Annotated in this window: 18 protein-coding genes; 4 read left to right on the top strand and 14 right to left on the bottom strand. The window is 59.3% G+C overall.

Annotated elements, in window-relative coordinates; translation table 11 throughout:
- Positions 1–8: 8 nt before the first annotated feature.
- The 4 genes from FCH38_RS09450 to rpsD form a co-directional block, all read right to left on the bottom strand.
- Entirely contained in the window at positions 9–836 is an 828-nt protein-coding gene (locus tag FCH38_RS09450; RefSeq protein WP_174373571.1) for an inositol monophosphatase family protein, read from the bottom strand.
- A gap of 19 nt (positions 837–855) precedes the next feature.
- Positions 856–1,794, bottom strand: coding sequence for a tRNA 2-thiocytidine(32) synthetase TtcA (ttcA, locus tag FCH38_RS09445; protein ID WP_174373570.1), 939 nt, complete (start codon positions 1,792–1,794; stop codon positions 856–858).
- Positions 1,795–1,855: 61 nt separating this feature from the next.
- A complete protein-coding gene (locus FCH38_RS09440) occupies positions 1,856–2,785 on the bottom strand; it encodes a glutaminase (RefSeq protein ID WP_127757991.1) in 930 nt (309 codons plus the stop codon).
- Between the two features lie 69 nt (positions 2,786–2,854).
- Positions 2,855–3,472, bottom strand: a complete 618-nt coding sequence (gene rpsD, locus FCH38_RS09435) for a 30S ribosomal protein S4 (RefSeq protein ID WP_046798221.1) — start codon at positions 3,470–3,472, stop codon at positions 2,855–2,857.
- 452 nt (positions 3,473–3,924) lie between these two features.
- On the opposite strand from rpsD, the gene FCH38_RS09430 reads away from it, so the two are divergent.
- Both FCH38_RS09430 and FCH38_RS09425 read left to right on the top strand, forming a co-directional pair.
- Positions 3,925–4,908, top strand: coding sequence for a TerC family protein (locus FCH38_RS09430; RefSeq protein ID WP_174373569.1), 984 nt, complete (start codon positions 3,925–3,927; stop codon positions 4,906–4,908).
- Between the two features lie 70 nt (positions 4,909–4,978).
- Positions 4,979–5,551: a hypothetical protein gene (locus FCH38_RS09425; RefSeq protein WP_236776581.1), complete on the top strand. Its 573-nt coding sequence runs from the start codon at positions 4,979–4,981 to the stop codon at positions 5,549–5,551.
- Positions 5,552–5,554: 3 nt separating this feature from the next.
- On the opposite strand, the gene FCH38_RS09420 is transcribed toward FCH38_RS09425, so the two are convergent.
- From FCH38_RS09420 to FCH38_RS09385, 8 genes are all read right to left on the bottom strand, one after another.
- Positions 5,555–7,069 carry a helicase HerA domain-containing protein gene (locus FCH38_RS09420; RefSeq protein WP_174373567.1) on the bottom strand — a complete coding sequence of 505 codons (1,515 nt, stop codon included), beginning with the start codon at positions 7,067–7,069 and terminating at the stop codon, positions 5,555–5,557.
- Between the two features lie 128 nt (positions 7,070–7,197).
- Entirely contained in the window at positions 7,198–8,085 is an 888-nt protein-coding gene (locus FCH38_RS09415; protein WP_174373566.1) for an EamA family transporter, read from the bottom strand.
- Positions 8,086–8,118: 33 nt separating this feature from the next.
- Positions 8,119–8,757 carry a LysE family translocator gene (locus tag FCH38_RS09410; RefSeq protein ID WP_153514066.1) on the bottom strand — a complete coding sequence of 213 codons (639 nt, stop codon included), beginning with the start codon at positions 8,755–8,757 and terminating at the stop codon, positions 8,119–8,121.
- Between the two features lie 46 nt (positions 8,758–8,803).
- Positions 8,804–9,292: a GNAT family N-acetyltransferase gene (locus tag FCH38_RS09405; protein WP_174373565.1), complete on the bottom strand. Its 489-nt coding sequence runs from the start codon at positions 9,290–9,292 to the stop codon at positions 8,804–8,806.
- Between the two features lie 108 nt (positions 9,293–9,400).
- Positions 9,401–9,640 carry a hypothetical protein gene (locus FCH38_RS09400; RefSeq protein ID WP_153514068.1) on the bottom strand — a complete coding sequence of 80 codons (240 nt, stop codon included), beginning with the start codon at positions 9,638–9,640 and terminating at the stop codon, positions 9,401–9,403.
- A 392-nt stretch (positions 9,641–10,032) separates the two neighbouring features.
- Entirely contained in the window at positions 10,033–10,854 is an 822-nt protein-coding gene (gene murI / locus FCH38_RS09395) for a glutamate racemase (RefSeq protein WP_174373564.1), read from the bottom strand.
- On the bottom strand, positions 10,838–11,665 hold the full coding sequence (locus FCH38_RS09390; RefSeq protein ID WP_174373563.1) for an RNA methyltransferase: 828 nt from the start codon (positions 11,663–11,665) through the stop codon (positions 10,838–10,840). The genes murI and FCH38_RS09390 overlap by 17 nt, the downstream gene beginning before the upstream one ends.
- 278 nt (positions 11,666–11,943) lie before the next feature.
- Positions 11,944–12,474 (bottom strand): hypothetical protein, encoded by a 531-nt coding sequence (locus FCH38_RS09385; protein WP_174373562.1) that lies wholly within the window; start codon positions 12,472–12,474, stop codon positions 11,944–11,946.
- A gap of 215 nt (positions 12,475–12,689) precedes the next feature.
- Between FCH38_RS09385 and FCH38_RS09380 the strand changes: the two genes are divergently transcribed.
- Both FCH38_RS09380 and FCH38_RS09375 read left to right on the top strand, forming a co-directional pair.
- Positions 12,690–13,904, top strand: a complete 1,215-nt coding sequence (locus FCH38_RS09380; protein ID WP_149897312.1) for an NADP-dependent isocitrate dehydrogenase — start codon at positions 12,690–12,692, stop codon at positions 13,902–13,904.
- 650 nt (positions 13,905–14,554) lie between these two features.
- Positions 14,555–15,181, top strand: a complete 627-nt coding sequence (locus FCH38_RS09375; RefSeq protein ID WP_149897309.1) for a glutathione S-transferase family protein — start codon at positions 14,555–14,557, stop codon at positions 15,179–15,181.
- A gap of 73 nt (positions 15,182–15,254) precedes the next feature.
- On the opposite strand, the gene FCH38_RS09370 is transcribed toward FCH38_RS09375, so the two are convergent.
- Together FCH38_RS09370 and alaS are read right to left on the bottom strand one after the other, a co-directional pair.
- Complete coding sequence (locus tag FCH38_RS09370) at positions 15,255–15,638, bottom strand: VOC family protein (protein WP_174373561.1); 384 nt, start codon at positions 15,636–15,638, stop codon at positions 15,255–15,257.
- A 108-nt stretch (positions 15,639–15,746) separates the two neighbouring features.
- On the bottom strand, positions 15,747–18,410 hold the full coding sequence (alaS, locus tag FCH38_RS09365; protein WP_174373560.1) for an alanine--tRNA ligase: 2,664 nt from the start codon (positions 18,408–18,410) through the stop codon (positions 15,747–15,749).
- Positions 18,411–18,456 lie beyond the last annotated feature (46 nt).

Here is an 18,456-nt window from a genome sequence, read left to right as displayed (position 1 = left end):
CATCAATCTTATAAGGCGACGATTTCCCGTCGCAGCATCTTCCAGCTTTCCTTGTCGGGTGCCGACAGGATGCCGCCTGCCGTCTGTCCCGGCCGGTAGGGCGTGTTGTCGAAACGGGCCGTATAGCCACCCGCCTCCTGATGGACGAGAACACCGGCAAGGTGATCCCAGGGCATCAGCTTTTCATGACCGATGAAATGCAGCTTGCCGGCTGAGGCAAGCCAATATTCATGCGCCGAGCAATTGATCGAAAGCGCCATCTTTATCTTCGCCATATTGGCGGCAATGACAGGACGGCGATCCTCATGGCTGTGGCCCCAGGAAAAGATGCCGACCATTTCGGACAATGGCACGGGATCCGCGACCTTGAGCCTGGCCTGCGAGCCGTTCTTGCGATTGAGGTAGGCCCCCTCGCCTTTGAGCGCGACGATGGTATCGCCCATGACAGGATCGTGGATGATACCCGCCACCGTCTCACCCTTGACGGTGACCGCAAGCAGCGTGCCGAAAGCGGGAAAGCCGGAGGCGTAATTGAACGTGCCGTCGATGGGATCGATCACGAAGGCAAGCGGCGCATCGGCAAGAGCGGGGATGACGGACGGGTCCGCCTCATAGGTCTCTTCACCGACGATATGGGCCTTTGGAAACCGTGCAAGCAGCGCGGCGGTAATCGCCTTTTCCGCCAGAATATCGGCCTCGGTGACGAGATCGACGGCGGAGGTCTTTTCGGAGATCGCGCCTGCGCTCAAATTGCGGAAGCGGGGCATAATTTCATTCGCGCCGGCAGCGGCGACGGTGGAAACGAGGAATTCGATATCTTTGTCGGAAAGGCTCATGGCGCGGGGCACTTCTTCATCAGGGAGGGCTGGCCTCCCTACGCTCTTCAGGTGACGCCCCGGTGACAGCAAGCGCCGAGAAATCAAAAAGCTTCGGATCGAGCAGATGCGACGGGTTCACATGGGCAAGCGCCCGCAACATCACGTCCTTGCGGCCCGGCATGCGCCTTTCGATATCCGCCAGCATCTCCTTCATCGCATTGCGCTGAAGCCCGTCCTGTGAGCCGCAGAGGTCGCAGGGAATGATCGGGAATTCCATCGCGGCGGCGAATTTCGCCATATCGTCCTCGGCGCAATAGGCCAGCGGCCGCATGACCATCAGGTCGCCCTCGTCATTCATCAGCTTTGCCGGCATGCCGGCCAGCCGGCCGCCATGGAAGAAATTCATGAAGAAGGTTTCGAGAATATCCTCGCGGTGATGGCCAAGCAGCAGCGCATCGCAGCCCTCCTCCCGCGCGATGCGGTAGAGATTGCCGCGCCGCAGACGCGAACAGAGCGAACAGTAAGTGCCGCCGGAAGGCACCTTTTCCTTCACGATTGAATAGGTATCGCGATATTCGATACGATGGGCCACGCCGATCTTCGCCAGATACTCCGGCAGGACGTGCTTGGGAAAATTCGGCTGGCCCTGATCCAGATTGCAGGCGACAAGCTCCACCGGCAAGAGGCCGCGCCACTTCAGATCGAGCAGCAGCGCCAGAAGACCATAGCTGTCCTTGCCGCCGGAAAGACCGACAAGCCAGCGCTTCTGGCCGTTCAGCATGCCGAAATCTTCAAACGCCTGCCGCACATTGCGCAGCAGCCGCTTGCGCAGCTTGTTGAACGAGACCGAACGCGGAGCATTGTCGAACAGGGGATGCGAGCTGCCGTTTTCCTCGGACGCGTCCTGATCCGCCCCGATCTGGTCGGCCCCGGCCTGATCTACAAAATCATCGATCTTGGTGAGAATGTTCATCATCCGCTCGCTCCGGCACGACTGCCGTTCTTCATGCAGGCAATGCCCCCATCCGCCGGCAATATCAAGCCCCGAATACCGACCAGCCGGTTTTCGTCGCCAGCAATTCCAGCGCCTGTGACCCGAGCGCCGAATTGCCGACCTTGTTGAGACCCGGCGACCAGACCGCAATCGACGCATTGCCCGGCGCCACGGCCATGATGCCGCCGCCGACGCCGCTCTTGCCCGGCAGGCCGACATGATAGGCGAAATCGCCCGATCCGTCATAATGGCCGCAGGTCAGCATCAGCGCATTGATGCGCCTTGCGCGGCGGTCGGAGACCACGGTGTGACCCGTCAGGGGATTGCGGCCGCGATTGGCGAGGAAGAGGCCGGCGCGGGAAAGCTGCGCGCAGGTCATCGAGAGTGCGCACTGATGGAAATAAACGCCGAGCGTATGTTCCACGGGATGATGCAGATTGCCGAAGGAGCGCATGAAATTGGCAAGCGCAAAATTGCGGAAACCCGTCGCCTGCTCGGATTTCGCCACCGTATCGTCAATGCTGATCGTATCATCGTCCGCGAGGTAACGCACGAAGCGCAGAAGCTCGCCGATCGCCTCGCGCGGCTGGTGGCCGGAAAGAACGATATCGGTCACCACGATCGCGCCGGCATTCACGAAGGGATTGCGCGGAATACCGTGCTCATGTTCCAGCTGGACGATGGAGTTGAAGGAAGAGCCTGAAGGTTCACGCCCCACCCGGTTCCACACCGTCTCACCGGCCTTGCCGAGCGCCAGCGTCAGCATGAAGACCTTGGAGATACTCTGGATCGAAAACGGCACAAGTGCATTGCCGGCCGTATAAGTGGTTCCATCGACGGTGGTGATGGCGATGCCGAACTGGTTGGGATCGACCTTGGCAAGTTCGGGAATGTAATCCGCAACCTTCCCCTCACCCAGCCGCGGCAGCATGCTGTCGTAAATGGAATCGACGATCGCCTGAATGTCCTGCATGCAAAGCCTTCCCCAGCAAACAAAAAAGCCGCCCCGAGGGGCGGCTTTCTCAATACTGAAACGCGTCGATTAACGCGAGTAGAATTCGACGACCAGATGCGGTTCCATGACGACCGGGTACGGAACGTCAGAAAGCGACGGAACGCGGGCGTAGGTCGCAACCATCTTGTTGTGGTCGACTTCGATGTAGTCGGGAACGTCACGCTCAGCGAGCTGAACGGCTTCGAGAACCGTAACCAGCTGCTTGGACTTCTGACGAACTTCGATAACGTCGCCAGCCTTGCAACGGTAAGAACCGATGTTGACGCGAACGCCGTTGACCGTGACGTGGCCATGGTTGATGAACTGACGCGATGCGAAAACGGTCGGAACGAACTTGGCGCGGTAGACGATGGCGTCCAGACGCGACTCGAGCAGGCCGATCAGGTTTTCAGAAGTATCGCCCTTACGACGGTTTGCTTCGTCGAAGGTGGCGCGGAACTGCTTTTCGCGCAGTTCGCCGTAGTAGCCCTTGAGCTTCTGCTTGGCGCGCAGCTGCGTGCCGAAGTCGCTCATCTTGCCCTTGCGGCGCTGGCCGTGCTGGCCCGGGCCGTATTCGCGGCGGTTTACCGGGGACTTCGGACGACCCCAGATGTTTTCGCCCATGCGGCGGTCGATTTTGTACTTGGCCGATTCGCGCTTGCTCATCGTATTTCCTTCTCAAAAGGTTATGCCGGTCTGTTACCAAACCGGTTTAAGGAAACACGCCCTCCTCTGAAGCCCGTTTCAGGGCCTCTGACAGGCTTCTCACATGCAAATGGAGAAACCACGGGACATGTCGGTGATATTGACCGCCAAACGTCAGCTATTAAACTGCAAGGCAACCAACAAAACACACCGGACATCACTGCCCGGCGTTGGGGCGGCTTCTAAACACGTTTTACAAATTTGTCAAACAACGCCCGCCGCTTTTTTTCTCAAGCCTGCCCTTGAAAAGGATAAGTGGCCACCTACCTACCCATCGTGATCAGAACTCGGGCCCCTCTGACGTGTTACCGGACAACACGTGATGTCGAGTTTCTTTAGGTTGGGGCCCACGTATATTCTTGACACACGTTCCCCATCCGCAAAGCCAACCTCGTCCGGCTAAAGGTTGACTGATGGAGTTCCTCCTCAACGATTTTCTCGGTACCCCCACTTGGATGTGGGCTGTCTTCATTTCTCTCGTCCTTGGCCTCCTGGCGCTCGATCTCGGCGTCCTGCATAAGAACTCCAAGGAAATCGGCATCCGTGAAAGCCTGCTGATGTCCGGCTTTTACATCGCCATCGGCTTGGCCTTCGGCGGCTGGATCTGGTATCAGTCCGGCCAGCAGTCGGCGATGGAATATGTCACCGGCTTCGTGGTCGAAAAAAGCCTGGCGATGGACAATATCTTCATCATCGCCATGATCTTCTCCTATTTCGCCATTCCCCGCCAATATCAGCACCGCGTGCTGCTGTGGGGTATCCTCGGCGTCATCGTTCTGCGCGGCATCATGATCGCCGGCGGTGCTGCCATCGTCGAAAACTTCCACTGGGTGCTTTATATCTTTGCGGCCTTCCTTGTCTTCACGGGCCTCAAGATGCTGTTCTCCTCCGACCATGACGAGAACGACATCGGCAACAACCGCATCCTGAAATTCCTGCGCAACCGCCTGCCGGTGACAGACAGGCTGCATGGTGAGAAATTCTTCGTCAAGGAGACGGATGAAACCACCGGCAAGCTGAAGACCTTCGTGACGCCGCTGTTTCTGGCGCTCATCATGGTCGAAATCGCCGACCTTATCTTCGCGGTCGATTCGATCCCGGCGATCTTCGCGATCACCACCGATCCGTTTATCGTCTACACCTCGAACATCTTCGCGATCCTTGGCCTGCGCGCCCTCTATTTCGCGCTCGCCGCCCTGATCCACCGCTTCGCTTATCTAAAATATGCGCTGGCTGCGGTTCTGGTCTTCGTCGGCTCGAAGATTTTCGTCGCGGACATGCTCGGCATCGCCAAGATCCCGCCGGCCGTCTCGCTCGGTGTCACCGTCGCCATCCTCGCAACCGGCATCATCGGTTCGCTGATTGCGACGCGGAAAGAAGTGAAGGCTGTCGAGTAGTGATGAGCAAGGAGGAGGCGGTGACGCCTCCTCTTTCTTTTTTGATAGTGAAAATATAAACTTCATACTATTGCTGCCGAGACGAAAATCTATTTGCTCCAATATAGAAACTCATTGCGTTAAAATGACCTTTGAACCCGTAGATCAGGCCATTTCCGAACAGAAATTCTGGCGTGCGAAGGAAATCCTTCAAGGAAGGCTTAGCCATCCTGAAGTCAATCTGGCGCTCTTTCAAAAATATGGCGAAGTGCTGCTTGAGATGAATGATCTCATCGAAGCGGGGCGTATGTTGTTCTGCTCGGGCGCAAGGGACGAGCGCTTCCGGGAAGCGATTGATATCTTCCTCTCAAGAAATGACAGGCGCGAACCGCAACGCTTTCTGGCGCAGTTGCCCTCTTCCATGAGACGGCAACGGCATCTGGCGGAGTTTATCGCTTCGCCGGAATTCGAACGCAGCGGGTGGACCGCGGCGCAGCTCTCCCACATCCTTCCAATACAAACGGATATCGACGCTCGTCCCTATCAACGGTCGCATCGCATGACCTCGATATTGGTGATCGTCTCTTTGGTTTGCATCCTGGCCCTCAGCCTTGTCGGTCTCTACACGACAATCGGCTCCGCAATGCGGCTTTTTGCAGAATAGCGATTACTCCGCCGCAAGCCTTGCATCATCCTCCGCCGCATCCGCATCGCCGGGTGCGGTTTTTGCGTCGAGATCGGGGAAAGCCACGATGCGCTTTCCGGAGAAATCGGCATGCACCACGACGAGTTCCTTCTCCTCGAAATAACCGAGAAGGCGCCGCGCGCGACGGGCAGAATGGGTGCCATAAGCACGGGCGATACGGGCGTCTGACGGGCAAGGCTCCTCTCCCAGCGCCGCCTTCACCAGCAGCAGGAAAACGCCCTGCAGATCGTCGGAAACCGACATCGACAGCTCCAGCGCCTTTTCCCAGCCTTCGCTGGCCGCCATCGCCGCATCCACGCCGGAGCGGGCAATCGCCACCTGCCGGCGGAATTCCGCCAGCGTCATCGGCGTGCCGGGAATGCGGCGCATACGGGCGCGCACCAGAAAGTCCTGATAAAGCACGGCGTCGGTACGATAGGCCGATTGCGGATCGTCGAGAATTTCGACGAGCACGGCCGTAATCTTCTCCTCACGGTCCTCCGGCGTCATTTCAACCTGGCCGGCGCGTGGCTGGTCCGTGGAGGGGCCGACGGCGGCGGGGGTGGAGCGGGACAATTCTGCAAGAATATCTGTGGTCGGGCGTGGTGCCGGCGGCGTGCGGCGCACGGCGGCGCGCGTGAACTCTTCCGGGTCAGGCGTGAAGATCAGGTCTTCCACATCCTGTGGTGCATCCGGCAGCGGCATCAGCTTCGGCGAAGAGGAGCGCGCCGAGGTTTCCACCGCCCCGATGACGATGGGTAGCGGGCGGCGCGACAGCGCCGGGCCGAGCGCCACGAAATTGCCACGCTGCAAATCGCGGAACATTTCCGCCTGCCGCCGGTCCATGCCGAGCAGATCGGCAGCGCGCGCCATGTCGATATCAAGGAAGGTACGGCCCATCAGGAAGTTCGAGGCTTCCGCCGCCACGTTCTTGGCGAGCTTGGCCAATCGCTGCGTGGCGATGACGCCGGCAAGCCCGCGTTTGCGGCCACGGCACATCAGATTGGTCATGGCCCCCAGCGACGCCTTGCGGGCATCTTCCGTCACCTCGCCGGCGACGGAGGGCGCAAACATCTGCGCCTCATCCACCACGACAAGCACCGGATACCAGAATTCGCGATCGGCATCGAACAGGCCATTGAGGAAGGCGGCTGCGGCCCGCATCTGCTGTTCGACATCAAGGCCTTCGAGCGTCAGCACGCAGGAGACGCGATGCTGACGAATGCGGTTGGCGATGCCGGCAAGCTCGGCTTCCGTGCGCTCGCCATCCACCACCACGTGGCCGAATTTGTCGGACAGCGTAACAAAATCGCCCTCGGGATCGATGATGACCTGCTGCACCCATTGCGCCGATTGTTCCAGCAGCCGGCGCAGAAGATGCGACTTGCCGGAACCGGAATTGCCCTGAACCAGCAAACGCGTCGCAAGCAATTCCTCAATATCGAGCTTGGCCTGCTGCCCGCCCGATAGAGTTCCCATGTCGATGCCGACCTGCAATGTTCAATTCCTCGTGCTGCATCTGATACGGCCGATTCCCTTGGCGGCGGCCGAACATGCTCTTTACCAAAAAAACGCCGGTTGCGTCTGTCACATCCCGATAATGCACAGGCAATTGCGTGCGGCCCCTAGGCAGGCCGGGTCCACAACCGCGACAGGGCGATGCGGCGTCCGAATACGTTCAGTACCAGGCCCAGAATGACCAGCCCGGCGCCCAGCACTTCGAAGAGGGTGATATGCTCCGCAAAAGCGAGATAGGCGCTGATGAAACCGACCACCGGCACCAGCAGCGAAAACGGCGCAACGGTTCCGGCCGGATACCGCAAAAACAGATAGCTCCAGATGCCCGCGCCGACAATCGTTGCCCCATAGGCCATATAAACGACCACAAGAGCCGTCGTCGCCGTCGCATTGGCAAGACCCTCGGCAATCGCGCCCGGTCCTTCCACGACAAGCGAAAGCGCCACCAGCGGCAGAACAGGCACAAGGCTGGTCCATGCGACGAAGGAGACCGCATTCACCTGACCGATCCGCCGGTTGACGATATTGCCGACAGCCCAGGCGATCGCCGAGCCGACGCCCATCAACAACGGCACGAAGGCCGCCATCGTCATGCGCTCCGCGCCGATCACGGCCAGCCCACCGAAGGCGATGACCGCGCCCATGACCTGCGAGGGCAAAGGCCGCTCGCCGAGGAACACGACGGCAAGCGCCAGCGTGAAAAACGCCTGCGACTGCATGACCAGCGAGGCAAGCCCGGCGGGCAGGCCGAGCTTGATGGCCGGATAAAGCAGGCCGAACTGAAAAAAGCCCATCGCCATGCCGTATACGATCATATGCCGCCACGGCACATTCGGTTTCGGCAGGAAGAAAACCAACGGCACGGCCGCACAGAGATAGCGTAACCCCGTCAGGAACAAAGGCGGCATGTCGGTGACGCCGATCTTGATGGCGACGAAGTTGAAGCCCCACAAAAACACGGTGATCAGGGCGAGAAGTATATGCGGCAATGCCATGCTGTATATCCGGTATTGGCTCTCACGAAGCCTTTACGATGCAGCAGTCCTCTTCCATGCGAAGGCGACAAGACCGGCACCAATCAGGAGACCGCCGCCCGTGCGGTTGACGATGCGCTGAACCTTCGGTTTGCGGATCGTGTTGCGGGCGGCACTTGCCAGCAGTCCATAAAGCGCTGCATTCAAGGTGGCAAGCACCAGGAATGTCGCTTCGAAAATCAGCACCTGCGGCCAGAAGGGCAGCGTCGGCACCAGAAACTGCGGCAGGAAGGCCACGAAGAACACGATGCTCTTTGGGTTCAGCGCCGTGACGATATAGGCATGCAGGAAGATTTTAAGCGGCCTTTCACGGCCCGTCACACCCTTGCCATCCGCGCCTTCGCCGCTGACCGGCGAACGCCACAGCTTGATGCCGAGATAGATGAGGTAAGCCGCCCCGATCCATTTCAGGCCGGTGAACAGCGCCGCCGATGTGGCAAGCAGCGCCCCAAGCCCCAGCATGGAGGCGGTCATGGCGGTAAAATCACCCAGCGCGACACCTGTTACCGTCGCCGTGCTCGCCTTGCGGCCATGACCGAGCGCGTAAGAAATCACCAGCAGGATCGTCGGTCCCGGAATGGCGAGCATGATGGCGGATGCGGCCACGAAGGCCAGCCAGTTCTCCAACGGCATGATGAAATCTCCCTTCACTCAATGCGGTGAGCAAGCCACGGAAATCTTACTCTGGCAAGAGCTCCGTTTCCTGCTCGGCAAGACGCGCAAGCGCAGTCTCGTCGAAGCGAAGGAAAACGCACTCCACCTCGTTTGCGCCAACGCGGTTATAAAACCGTTGCGCACCGCTATTGTCGCGACCGGTGGTGAAATCGAGCCGCGAACCGCCCTGTTCGACGACAATTTTTGCCGCCTCACGGATCAGCGCTTCACCGACACCACGCCCCCTCGCCCATTCTGCAACGTAAAGTTCCTTCATGAACCAGACCGGCCGCAACGCCACGCCGGGAAACATCTCGAACATCGAGAGAATACCCAAAGCGCCGTCATCGGCAGCAACAAGCATGATACCGTGGCTGGAGTGTAAAAATCGTCCGAGACGGGTCCGCACCGCCGCCTCGCCAATCGCGCCGGCCCCCTCGTAATGCCGCTCCATATCGACAAATACAGGGCAAAGCAGCTCGATATCGGTCGCCACGACTTTTCGGATTCGCATAAAATTCCACTCCAAAAACACGACGAAAGCACGGGATCGTGACGGTTTCATAAAACCGGTAGACAGCTTCGCCGAACCTTACAGGCCGGCGAAGCACAGCTACCCCAATCAAAACCGCGGCGCCCAGTAAGGTGGCGCCCAGTCCCGACGCACCTTCCGCTCAGAGGGCTGGAGGCCGATATCATCCAGCAGACGGCCGGGTAAATCAGCGATATCCGTCGGCGGCGTACGCGGCACCATTGCCGCGACAAGAACCGCTTTTAGGGTTTTCCAGACGCCGAACGTGACGAACAAGCGGTCGACCGCATCCGGCAGCGCATATGCTACCAATGGTTGATTTTTCTGCATGGAAATCCATCCCGGCGCAGCGAAGCGGCCAGGTCCTTTATCGATGGAAAACGACATGCTGGAACGACGGGCGCAGCAACGGAGCCACGCGAACGCACAATTTCAGATGTCGAACGAAGTGAAAGTGCCAAACGGCAAGGAAATCAGGCAATAAGCCTTATCGGAGGGTGATGCCTCGGGGCATATAACCGCAGATGACCATGCCGGAAGTGCCAGACATGCCGTTAAGGCGCATATTAAAATTGTCAGTCATTCCACGCCTCCTTTTATAGCGATTACAGACGAGAGGCATCTTACACGAGATGCCGGACGCGGCAAGTGGTCGCAATCTCGAATTGCAAAAATCAAGCGGAACAGATGCAAAAATACAACAGCAACTAAGACCGTGAAACTCAGACCGCCGAAACGCTGAGGCCAAAACCCTGCATCAGCCGCCGCGTGGCGAAATCCGGCTTGCCTGACGTGAAGACGGCGAAGTCGAAACCATCTGGATGTTCCGCATCCTGCGGCAGCGGCACAAGATGGCGCGCGCGCCTCGCAATCGCCTCGGCCGGATCGAGCCAGTCCACCGGCCATGGCGCCAGCCGGCGAAACACGTTGGCCATGAAGGGATAGTGGGTACAGGCGAGAACGACGATATCGGTGCGCTTGCCGTCGCTGTCGATGAAGCAGGGCTCAATTTCGGCAAGCACCGCTGCGTCCGAAACCGGCTCACCCCTGATCCAGCTTTCCGCCATGCGCGCCAGATTTTCAGAGCCCACGAGACGGACATGGCACTGTGTGGCGAAGGACTGGATGAGATCGCGCGTATAGGCCCGCTTGACGGTGCCGGGCGTCGCCAGCACGGAGACGAGACCGGAGCGGGTGCGCTCCGCAGCCGGCTTGATCGCCGGAACGGTGCCGACGAAGGTCATGTCGGGAAACCGCGCCCGAAGATCGGCCCCGGCCAGCGTGAAGGCGGTGTTGCAGGCGATGATGCAAACTTCGGGGCTGTAATCTTCAAGCAGCGTTTCGAACAGCGAAAGAATACGCGCCGTCAGCGCCTCTTCTTCCCAGCCGCCATACGGAAAACCCGCATCGTCGGCCACATAGATGAAACCACGTTCGGGCATCAGCACGCGCGCCTCGCGCAGCACGGTCAGCCCGCCAATGCCGGAATCGAACACCAGCACCGGTTTCAGCACATCGGCCGCCGCTTCACTCGTCTTCAGCATTCTCCCCCATCTCCTGTGCCGGTTCTACCCTGCCGGTCTGTTTCGACCAACGGCGGGGAAAACGGTCGAGCGTATTGAGCACACCACGGAAAACGCTGATTTCCTGCTCGGAAAACCCGCGTCTCGACATCACGGCGCGCAGATTGTCGACCATTCTGGGCTTTTTTTCGGGCGGATGAAAATAACCGCGCGCATCCAGCACTTCCTCGAGATGTTCGAACAGGCCGAACACCTGCTCCTTGGTGGAAGGCCGCTGCTCGACGGACTGGAAAAGCGTCTCGTCCAGATCGTCCATGCCTGACTTCATCCACTCATAGGACATCAACAGCACGGCCTGCGCGATGTTGAGCGAGGCAAAGGCGGGATTGACCGGAAATGTCACGATCTCGTCAGCCAGCGCCACTTCCTCATTGGAAAGCCCCCAGCGCTCGCGCCCGAACAGGATGCCGGTCTTTTCGCCAGCCTTGAATTTTGTCCGCAGCGTCGCGGCGGCGGTCACCGGCGCGCGCACCGGCTTGAACCCGTAACGCTCCCGCGCGGTGGTGGCATAAACGAAATTGAGATCCTTGATCGCCTCTTCCAGCGTCTCGAACACCTTTGTCCCATCGATGACATGATCGGCCTTGGAGGCGGCGGCGCGCGCCTTCTCGCTCGGCCAGCCATCACGCGGATTGACCAGACGCAATTCGGAGAGGCCGAAATTGGCCATCGCCCGCGCCACCATGCCGATATTTTCGCCGAGCTGCGGTTCGACCAGAATGATCGCCGGGCCTTCCGCCAGAAGTTCAAGCTCGCTGTTAGTGCCTGCCATCGTCATGTTCCAGTTTCTTGAAGCGCCGCATCGATTTTTAGCCCGATGCTCTAAAGCGCGCCTCACTGGCACAGATCGGCGCGAAAATCAAAGTCGGAGGGAGCGCACACCCCGCTCAAGTTTGCTGAAGATGAGAGCAAAACCGCTAACCCGTCATCCTCGGGCTTGACCCGAGGATCCATAACCCGTTGAAATCAATAGATCCTCGGGTCAAGCCCGAGGATGACGCGGAGTGTGGCGAAGCCTCGCATCACTCTCGACCGGCCAAAACTCGACCGTCACTCCCCCTTGATGATCGTCGCCATCTCTTCGCGCAGCGAATCCCGGCCCTCGTCACCGACCCGGTGAATGTCGCTGATCACCGGCCGCCCGTCTTCCTCGATAACATCGAAATGCACTTCATCGACCGTCGCCTTCATCTCCGCTTCGTCCATGCAGGCCCAGAGCTTGAACTTCGCCGTCACATCCGTCACGCCATCCTTCACGGCACCCGGCGTTACCGAAACATCGGCCAGCGGGCAGCCGTCCTGCGAGTTCGTGACCACATCGTAACCGAAGGGATCGCCGGTCTCGCCGCTTTCCGCCTCGTAGGCCGGCTTCTTGGATGCTTCGCGATATTGCGTCACGAAATCCTTGCTGAACAGGCTGGTCAGCATGTCCTCATCGAAAATGTATTTCCAGTTCTCGGCATCACCGGACCAGTTCTTGACGGTAATATCCATCACCTTCTGAACGGGATCGGCAGGCCCGGCCGCAAGGGCGCTGTGGGAAAAGAGGACGGCGGCAGTCAGAAGCAGAATATTCCGCATGATGTGATCCCGGGATAGGCCCGACACGCGGGCGAAGCGATTCGCCTGACTGTATTCCGGCATTGTGGTTTGGCAATGCGCAAAGCGTTATTGCGGTGCGCCAAAAAAGCGCCCCCCATGGCTTTGCCTCAGACGCTCGCGATGCTATAGCCCGACCGGATATTTTTCCGAATACCGGCGTCAACAGGCGCCACAGCTTCGAAGGTGAGGAATTCATGGCAAAGATCAAGGTAGCCAATCCGGTCGTCGATCTCGACGGCGACGAAATGACCCGTATCATCTGGCAGTTGATCAAGGACAAGCTGATCCTGCCTTACCTCGATCTCGACATCGAATATTACGACCTCTCGGTTGAAAACCGCGATGCCACCAACGACCAGGTCACCATCGATGCGGCGCATGCCATCAAGAAGCATGGCGTCGGCATCAAGTGCGCCACGATCACGCCGGATGAGCAGCGTGTCGAGGAATTCGGCCTGAAGCAGATGTGGAAGAGCCCGAACGGCACGATCCGCAACATTCTGGGCGGCGTCATCTTCCGCGAGCCGATCATCTGCAAGAACGTTCCGCGCCTCGTTCCCGGCTGGACCAAGCCGATCGTCGTCGGCCGCCACGCTTTCGGCGACCAGTACAAGGCCACCGATTTCAAGTTCCCCGGCAAGGGCAAGCTGACGATCAAATTCGTCGGTGAAGACGGAACGGTCATCGAAAAGGACGTTTTCGACGCCCCGAGCGCCGGTGTCGCACTGGCCATGTACAACCTCGATGAATCCATCCGCGAATTCGCCCGCGCATCCATGATGTACGGCCTGATGCGCAAATGGCCGGTTTACCTGTCCACCAAGAACACCATCCTCAAGGCCTATGACGGCCGCTTCAAGGATATCTTCGAAGAAGTCTACCAGACCGAGTTCAAGGCGAAGTTCGACGAAGTCGGCATTACCTACGAACACCGCCTGATCGACGACATGGTTGCTTCCGCGCTCAAGTGGTCCGGCGGCTACGTCTGGGCCTGCAAGAACTACGATGGCGACGTGCAGTCCGATACGGTTGCGCAGGGCTTCGGCTCGCTGGGCCTGATGACCTCGGTTCTGCTGTCTCCGGATGGCCGCACGGTCGAAGCGGAAGCTGCACACGGCACGGTAACGCGCCACTATCGCCAGCATCAGAAGGGTCAGGAAACCTCGACCAACTCGATCGCCTCGATCTTCGCCTGGACCCGTGGCCTTGCCCACCGCGCCAAGCTGGATGACAATGCCGAACTCGCAAAGTTCGCGACAACGCTCGAGACCGTCTGCGTCGACACCGTCGAAAGCGGCTTCATGACCAAGGATCTGGCCCTGCTCATCGGTCCGGACCAGCCCTGGCTCTCCACCACCGCCTTCCTCGACAAGATCGACGAAAACCTCAAGACGGCGATGGCGGCTTAAGCCTCTTCACTCAGTGACGTTAAAACCCGGCCTCAGCGCGCCGGGTTTTTTCTTTGCGCCATAAAGCTGAAACGTCAGCGCCGCGGCATGGGCCGAGCGCGCCCTCATCTCCTCCTGCGCTGGAAGACCGATTGCGCCCAGCGTATCAGCGCATATGAAACCGCGTTTTTCAGCGCCTCAAAATACACCTCAAGCTTCGGCATGACGTGGTCACGGGGCCTTTTTCCGCCAGAAACGTCCCAAGCGCCGCATCATCACCGGCTTCTGCCGCCGCTACCCGATTGAGCAACCCGACCAGAGGCATAAGCTCCTTCTATCTGGGCCGCATCAGAAAAAATGTGGGAAAAACTGGAAAACCGGGCCGCAACGCCCGGTTTTCTTTTTTTGTTCACAGTATCTTGATTAGACGTTGCACTAGGCGCAGACTTCGATTCTGGACCGTGCCGTGGCCAGCACAACAATAAGACAAAGCTGAAACAGCATCTACTTAAGATAACTTACCCGGCGCAGTCAAAACTTACCGCAGCGTCAGTGCGATCTTCAAGGAACGTGAGAATGATGCTGCGGATTATAAAAACACACCGCGCCAGTGAGGGACCCGCAGGGTTTCCCCATGAGGCTGCGGCGATTTTGCTTGGGGAGGCAGGACTATGAGTGAGTTGATCTTCTACACCAATCCCATGTCGCGCGGACGCATCGCGCGCTGGATGCTCGAAGAAGTGGGCGTTCCGTATAAAACGGAAATATTGAGTTTCGAAACCTCGATGAAATCGCCCGCCTACCGGCTGATAAACCCGATGGCCAAGGTGCCGGCCATCAAACACGGCGACACCATCGTCACCGAGGCCGCTGCGATCTGCGCCTATCTCGCCGATGCCTTTCCCGGCGCGAACCTTGCGCCGACGCCGAAGGCGCGCGGGCTTTATTACCGCTGGATGTTTTTTGCCGCCGGTCCGCTGGAAATGGCGGCCAGCATGAAGGCGATGGGTTTCGAAGTGCCGAAGGAAAAACTGCGTATGGCGGGCTGCGGCAGCTATGCGGATGTGATGAACACGCTTGAGCGCGCCGTCAGTGAAAACCGCTTCATCGCCGGCGATCTTTTCACCGCAGCCGATGTTTATGTCGGTGCTCATATCGGTTGGGGACTACACTTCGGCACGATCGAAAAACGCCCGGCCTTCATCGACTACATGGCGCATCTCACCGAACGTCCGGCCTTCAAGCGCGCTGCCCAGCTTGATGAAGACGCGGCGAGGGATTTACAGGCGACGGGATAATCGTCCTACGGTATTGCGAAGAACGACGGTGGCCCGTCCGAAATCGCCCATAGGGTCGATCTTTGCGGCGGGTCTATTCATCGGATTGAACGAGTGGTTCTCCGACCTCGATTGCATGGCCGTCCGGATCATAAAAGCGGAATACTCTCTGCCCCCAAGCCTGCGGTTCAAGAGGATCGATAAGCTCGACATACGGCGCGATATTTCGAAAAGCCGCCTCGACATCCGCATGCTCGAAATACAGCAGCAGGTTTCGCCTGCCATATGGCTCTTCCGCCTCTGATGGCGTCTGCCAGACCGTCTCCTCGAGCGACCGCCCTTCATGGATGGCGAAGCCGCCCTCAAAGAGAACGAAATTCCCGAAGTCACGCAATATTCGGAGGCCGAGCCGGTCACGATAAAACGCCGTGGAGCGGTCTATATCGCGCACGAAAGGGATGGGATTTACAAAGCGCATGCCTTCCTCCCCGTCTTCAGCGCTCGATGGTCCATGCCATCTCTCGCAAGCCTCAGCGCAGAATTAAAAAAGGCGGGGTAAAACCCCGCCTTCCTCAATCTTTCAAGATCAGGCCGCCAGTGCCGCGGCCACCGCTTCGATGGCCTCCTGCGCCTTGGTACCATCCGGGCCGCCGGCCTGCGCCATATCCGGGCGACCGCCGCCGCCCTTGCCGCCAAGTGCGGCGGAAGCGGTGCGGACGATATCGACGGCACTGAAACGGGCCGTCAGATCTTCGGTCACGGCGGCGACAGCACTTGCCTTGCCGTCTTCGGAAACCGCAATCAGCAGCACGACGCCAGAACCGAGAGTGGCCTTGGCCTCATCGGCAAGACCCTTCAAATCCTTGGCATCGATGCCAGCAAGGGATTTGGCGAGGAAATTGACGCCTGCAACTTGTTGGACCTCGTTTGCGCCAGCATCCGACGAACCGCCGCCCATGGCGAGCTTCTTGCGGGCATCTGCAAGCTCACGCTCGAGCTTCTTGCGCTCGTCAAGCAGGGCTTCGACACGCGACAGCACGTCGCCCGGCTGAACCTTCAGCGACGAAGCCAGAGCCTTCACCCGCTCGTCCTGCTCGGCCAGATAGGCAAGCGCGCCCTGACCGGTGACGGCTTCCAGACGGCGCACGCCCGAACCGACGGCGCTTTCACCGAGAATGCGGATAAGGCCGATCTGACCGGTTGCCGCCACATGGGTGCCACCGCAGAGTTCGACGGAATAGGGACGGTTGGCTTTTGCGCCATGAAGGCCGGTGCCCATCGACACCACACGAACCTCGTCGCCGTATTTTTCACCGAACAGCGCCATGGCGCCCTCGGCAATGGCGTCATCGACGCTCATCAGGCGGGTGACGACCGGCGAGTTCTGCAGCACGATCTCGTTTGCCATATCCTCGACGACCTTCAGCTCCTCGGCCGACATCGGCTTGGGATGCGAAACGTCGAAGCGCAGGCGCTCCGGCGCGACCAGCGAACCCTTCTGGGCCACATGGGTACCGAGCACTTCGCGCAGCGCTTCATGCAGCAGATGGGTTGCGGAGTGGTTGGCGCGCAGGCGCGAGCGGCGATCGTGATCGACCGTCAGCTGCACGGCCTCGTTGACCTTCAATCCACCCTTGGAAACCGTGCCGGAATGTACGAACAGGCCTTCGCCTTTTTTCTGCGTGCCGGAAACGTCAAAAGCGCCATTGTCGCCGACGATCACGCCAGTGTCACCCATCTGGCCGCCCGACTCGCCATAGAAAGGGGTCTGGTTGACGACAATATGCACCGTCTCGCCTTCGACCGCGCTGTCCACCTCTTTGCCATCCCTGACGATCGCCTGAATGACGCCTTCGGCGCTTTCGGTGTCGTATCCCAGGAATTCAGTTGCGCCGAGCTTCTCCTTCAGCTCGAACCAGACGGTTTCGGTCGCCTTGTCGCCGGAGCCGGCCCAGTGCGAGCGGGCTTCCGCCTTCTGGCGCTGCATCGCATCGGTGAAACCGGAAATATCCACGCCGATTTCGCGGGCGCGCAGCGCGTCCTGTGTCAGATCGAGCGGGAAACCATAGGTGTCGTAGAGCTTGAAGGCGGTTTCACCGTCCAGCATATCACCCTTGTGCAGGGTCGAGGTCGCGTCAGACAACAGCGACAGGCCGCGGTCCAGCGTCTTGCGGAAACGGGTTTCCTCAAGCTTCAGCGTCTCGGAAATCAGCGCCTCGGCGCGAACCAGTTCGGGATAGGCACGGCCCATCTGCTGGATCAGTGCAGGCAACAGCCTGTAGATCAGCGGCTCGCGCGAGCCCAAAAGCTCGGCATGGCGCATGGCGCGGCGCATGATGCGGCGCAGAACGTAACCGCGACCTTCGCTCGACGGCAAAACGCCATCGGCAATCAGGAAGGCGGACGAGCGCAGGTGATCGGCAATGACCCGGTGGCTGGCGCGGTTGTCGCCCTCGGCCGGAACCCCGGTCGCCTCGACGGAAGCGGAAATCAGCGCGCGGAACAGATCCGTATCGTAATTGTCATGTTTGCCCTGAAGCAGTGCCGAAACGCGCTCCAGCCCCATGCCGGTATCGATCGACGGGCGTGGCAGATCGATGCGCTCTTCCTTCGTCAGCTGCTCATATTGCATGAAGACGAGGTTCCAGATTTCGATGAACCGGTCGCCGTCTTCGTCCGGCGAACCGGGCGGGCCGCCCCAGATATGATCGCCATGGTCATAGAAGATTTCCGAACAGGGACCGCAGGGACCGGTATCGCCCATCGCCCAGAAATTGTCGCTGGTCGCAATGCGGATGATGCGGTCGTCGGAGAAACCGGCGATCTTCTTCCAGAGATTAAAGGCCTCGTCGTCGGTGTGATAGACCGTGACCAGCAGACGATTGCGGTCGATGCCGAATTCCTTCGTAATCAGGTTCCAGGCGTGGGTGATCGCCTCTTCCTTGAAATAATCGCCGAAGGAGAAATTGCCGAGCATTTCGAAGAAGGTATGGTGACGGGCGGTATAACCGACATTGTCCAGATCGTTATGCTTGCCGCCGGCGCGCACGCATTTCTGCGCCGAAGCGGCCGTGGAATAAGGACGGCTTTCAAGACCGGTGAAGACGTTCTTGAACTGCACCATGCCGGCATTGGTGAACATCAGCGTCGGATCGTTGCGCGGCACCAGCGGGCTGGAGGGCACGATCTCGTGTCCGTTCTTTTTGAAGTAGTCGAGAAAGGTCGACCGAATTTCATTTACACCGCTCATGCCCACACACCGCTCACAGCTGGAGTCCATCATTGCCATCACAAAG

This window comes from Agrobacterium tumefaciens, assembly GCF_013337285.1.
Lineage (GTDB): Bacteria > Pseudomonadota > Alphaproteobacteria > Rhizobiales > Rhizobiaceae > Agrobacterium > Agrobacterium burrii.
This window is presented reverse-complemented; position numbering and strand designations above follow the sequence as displayed.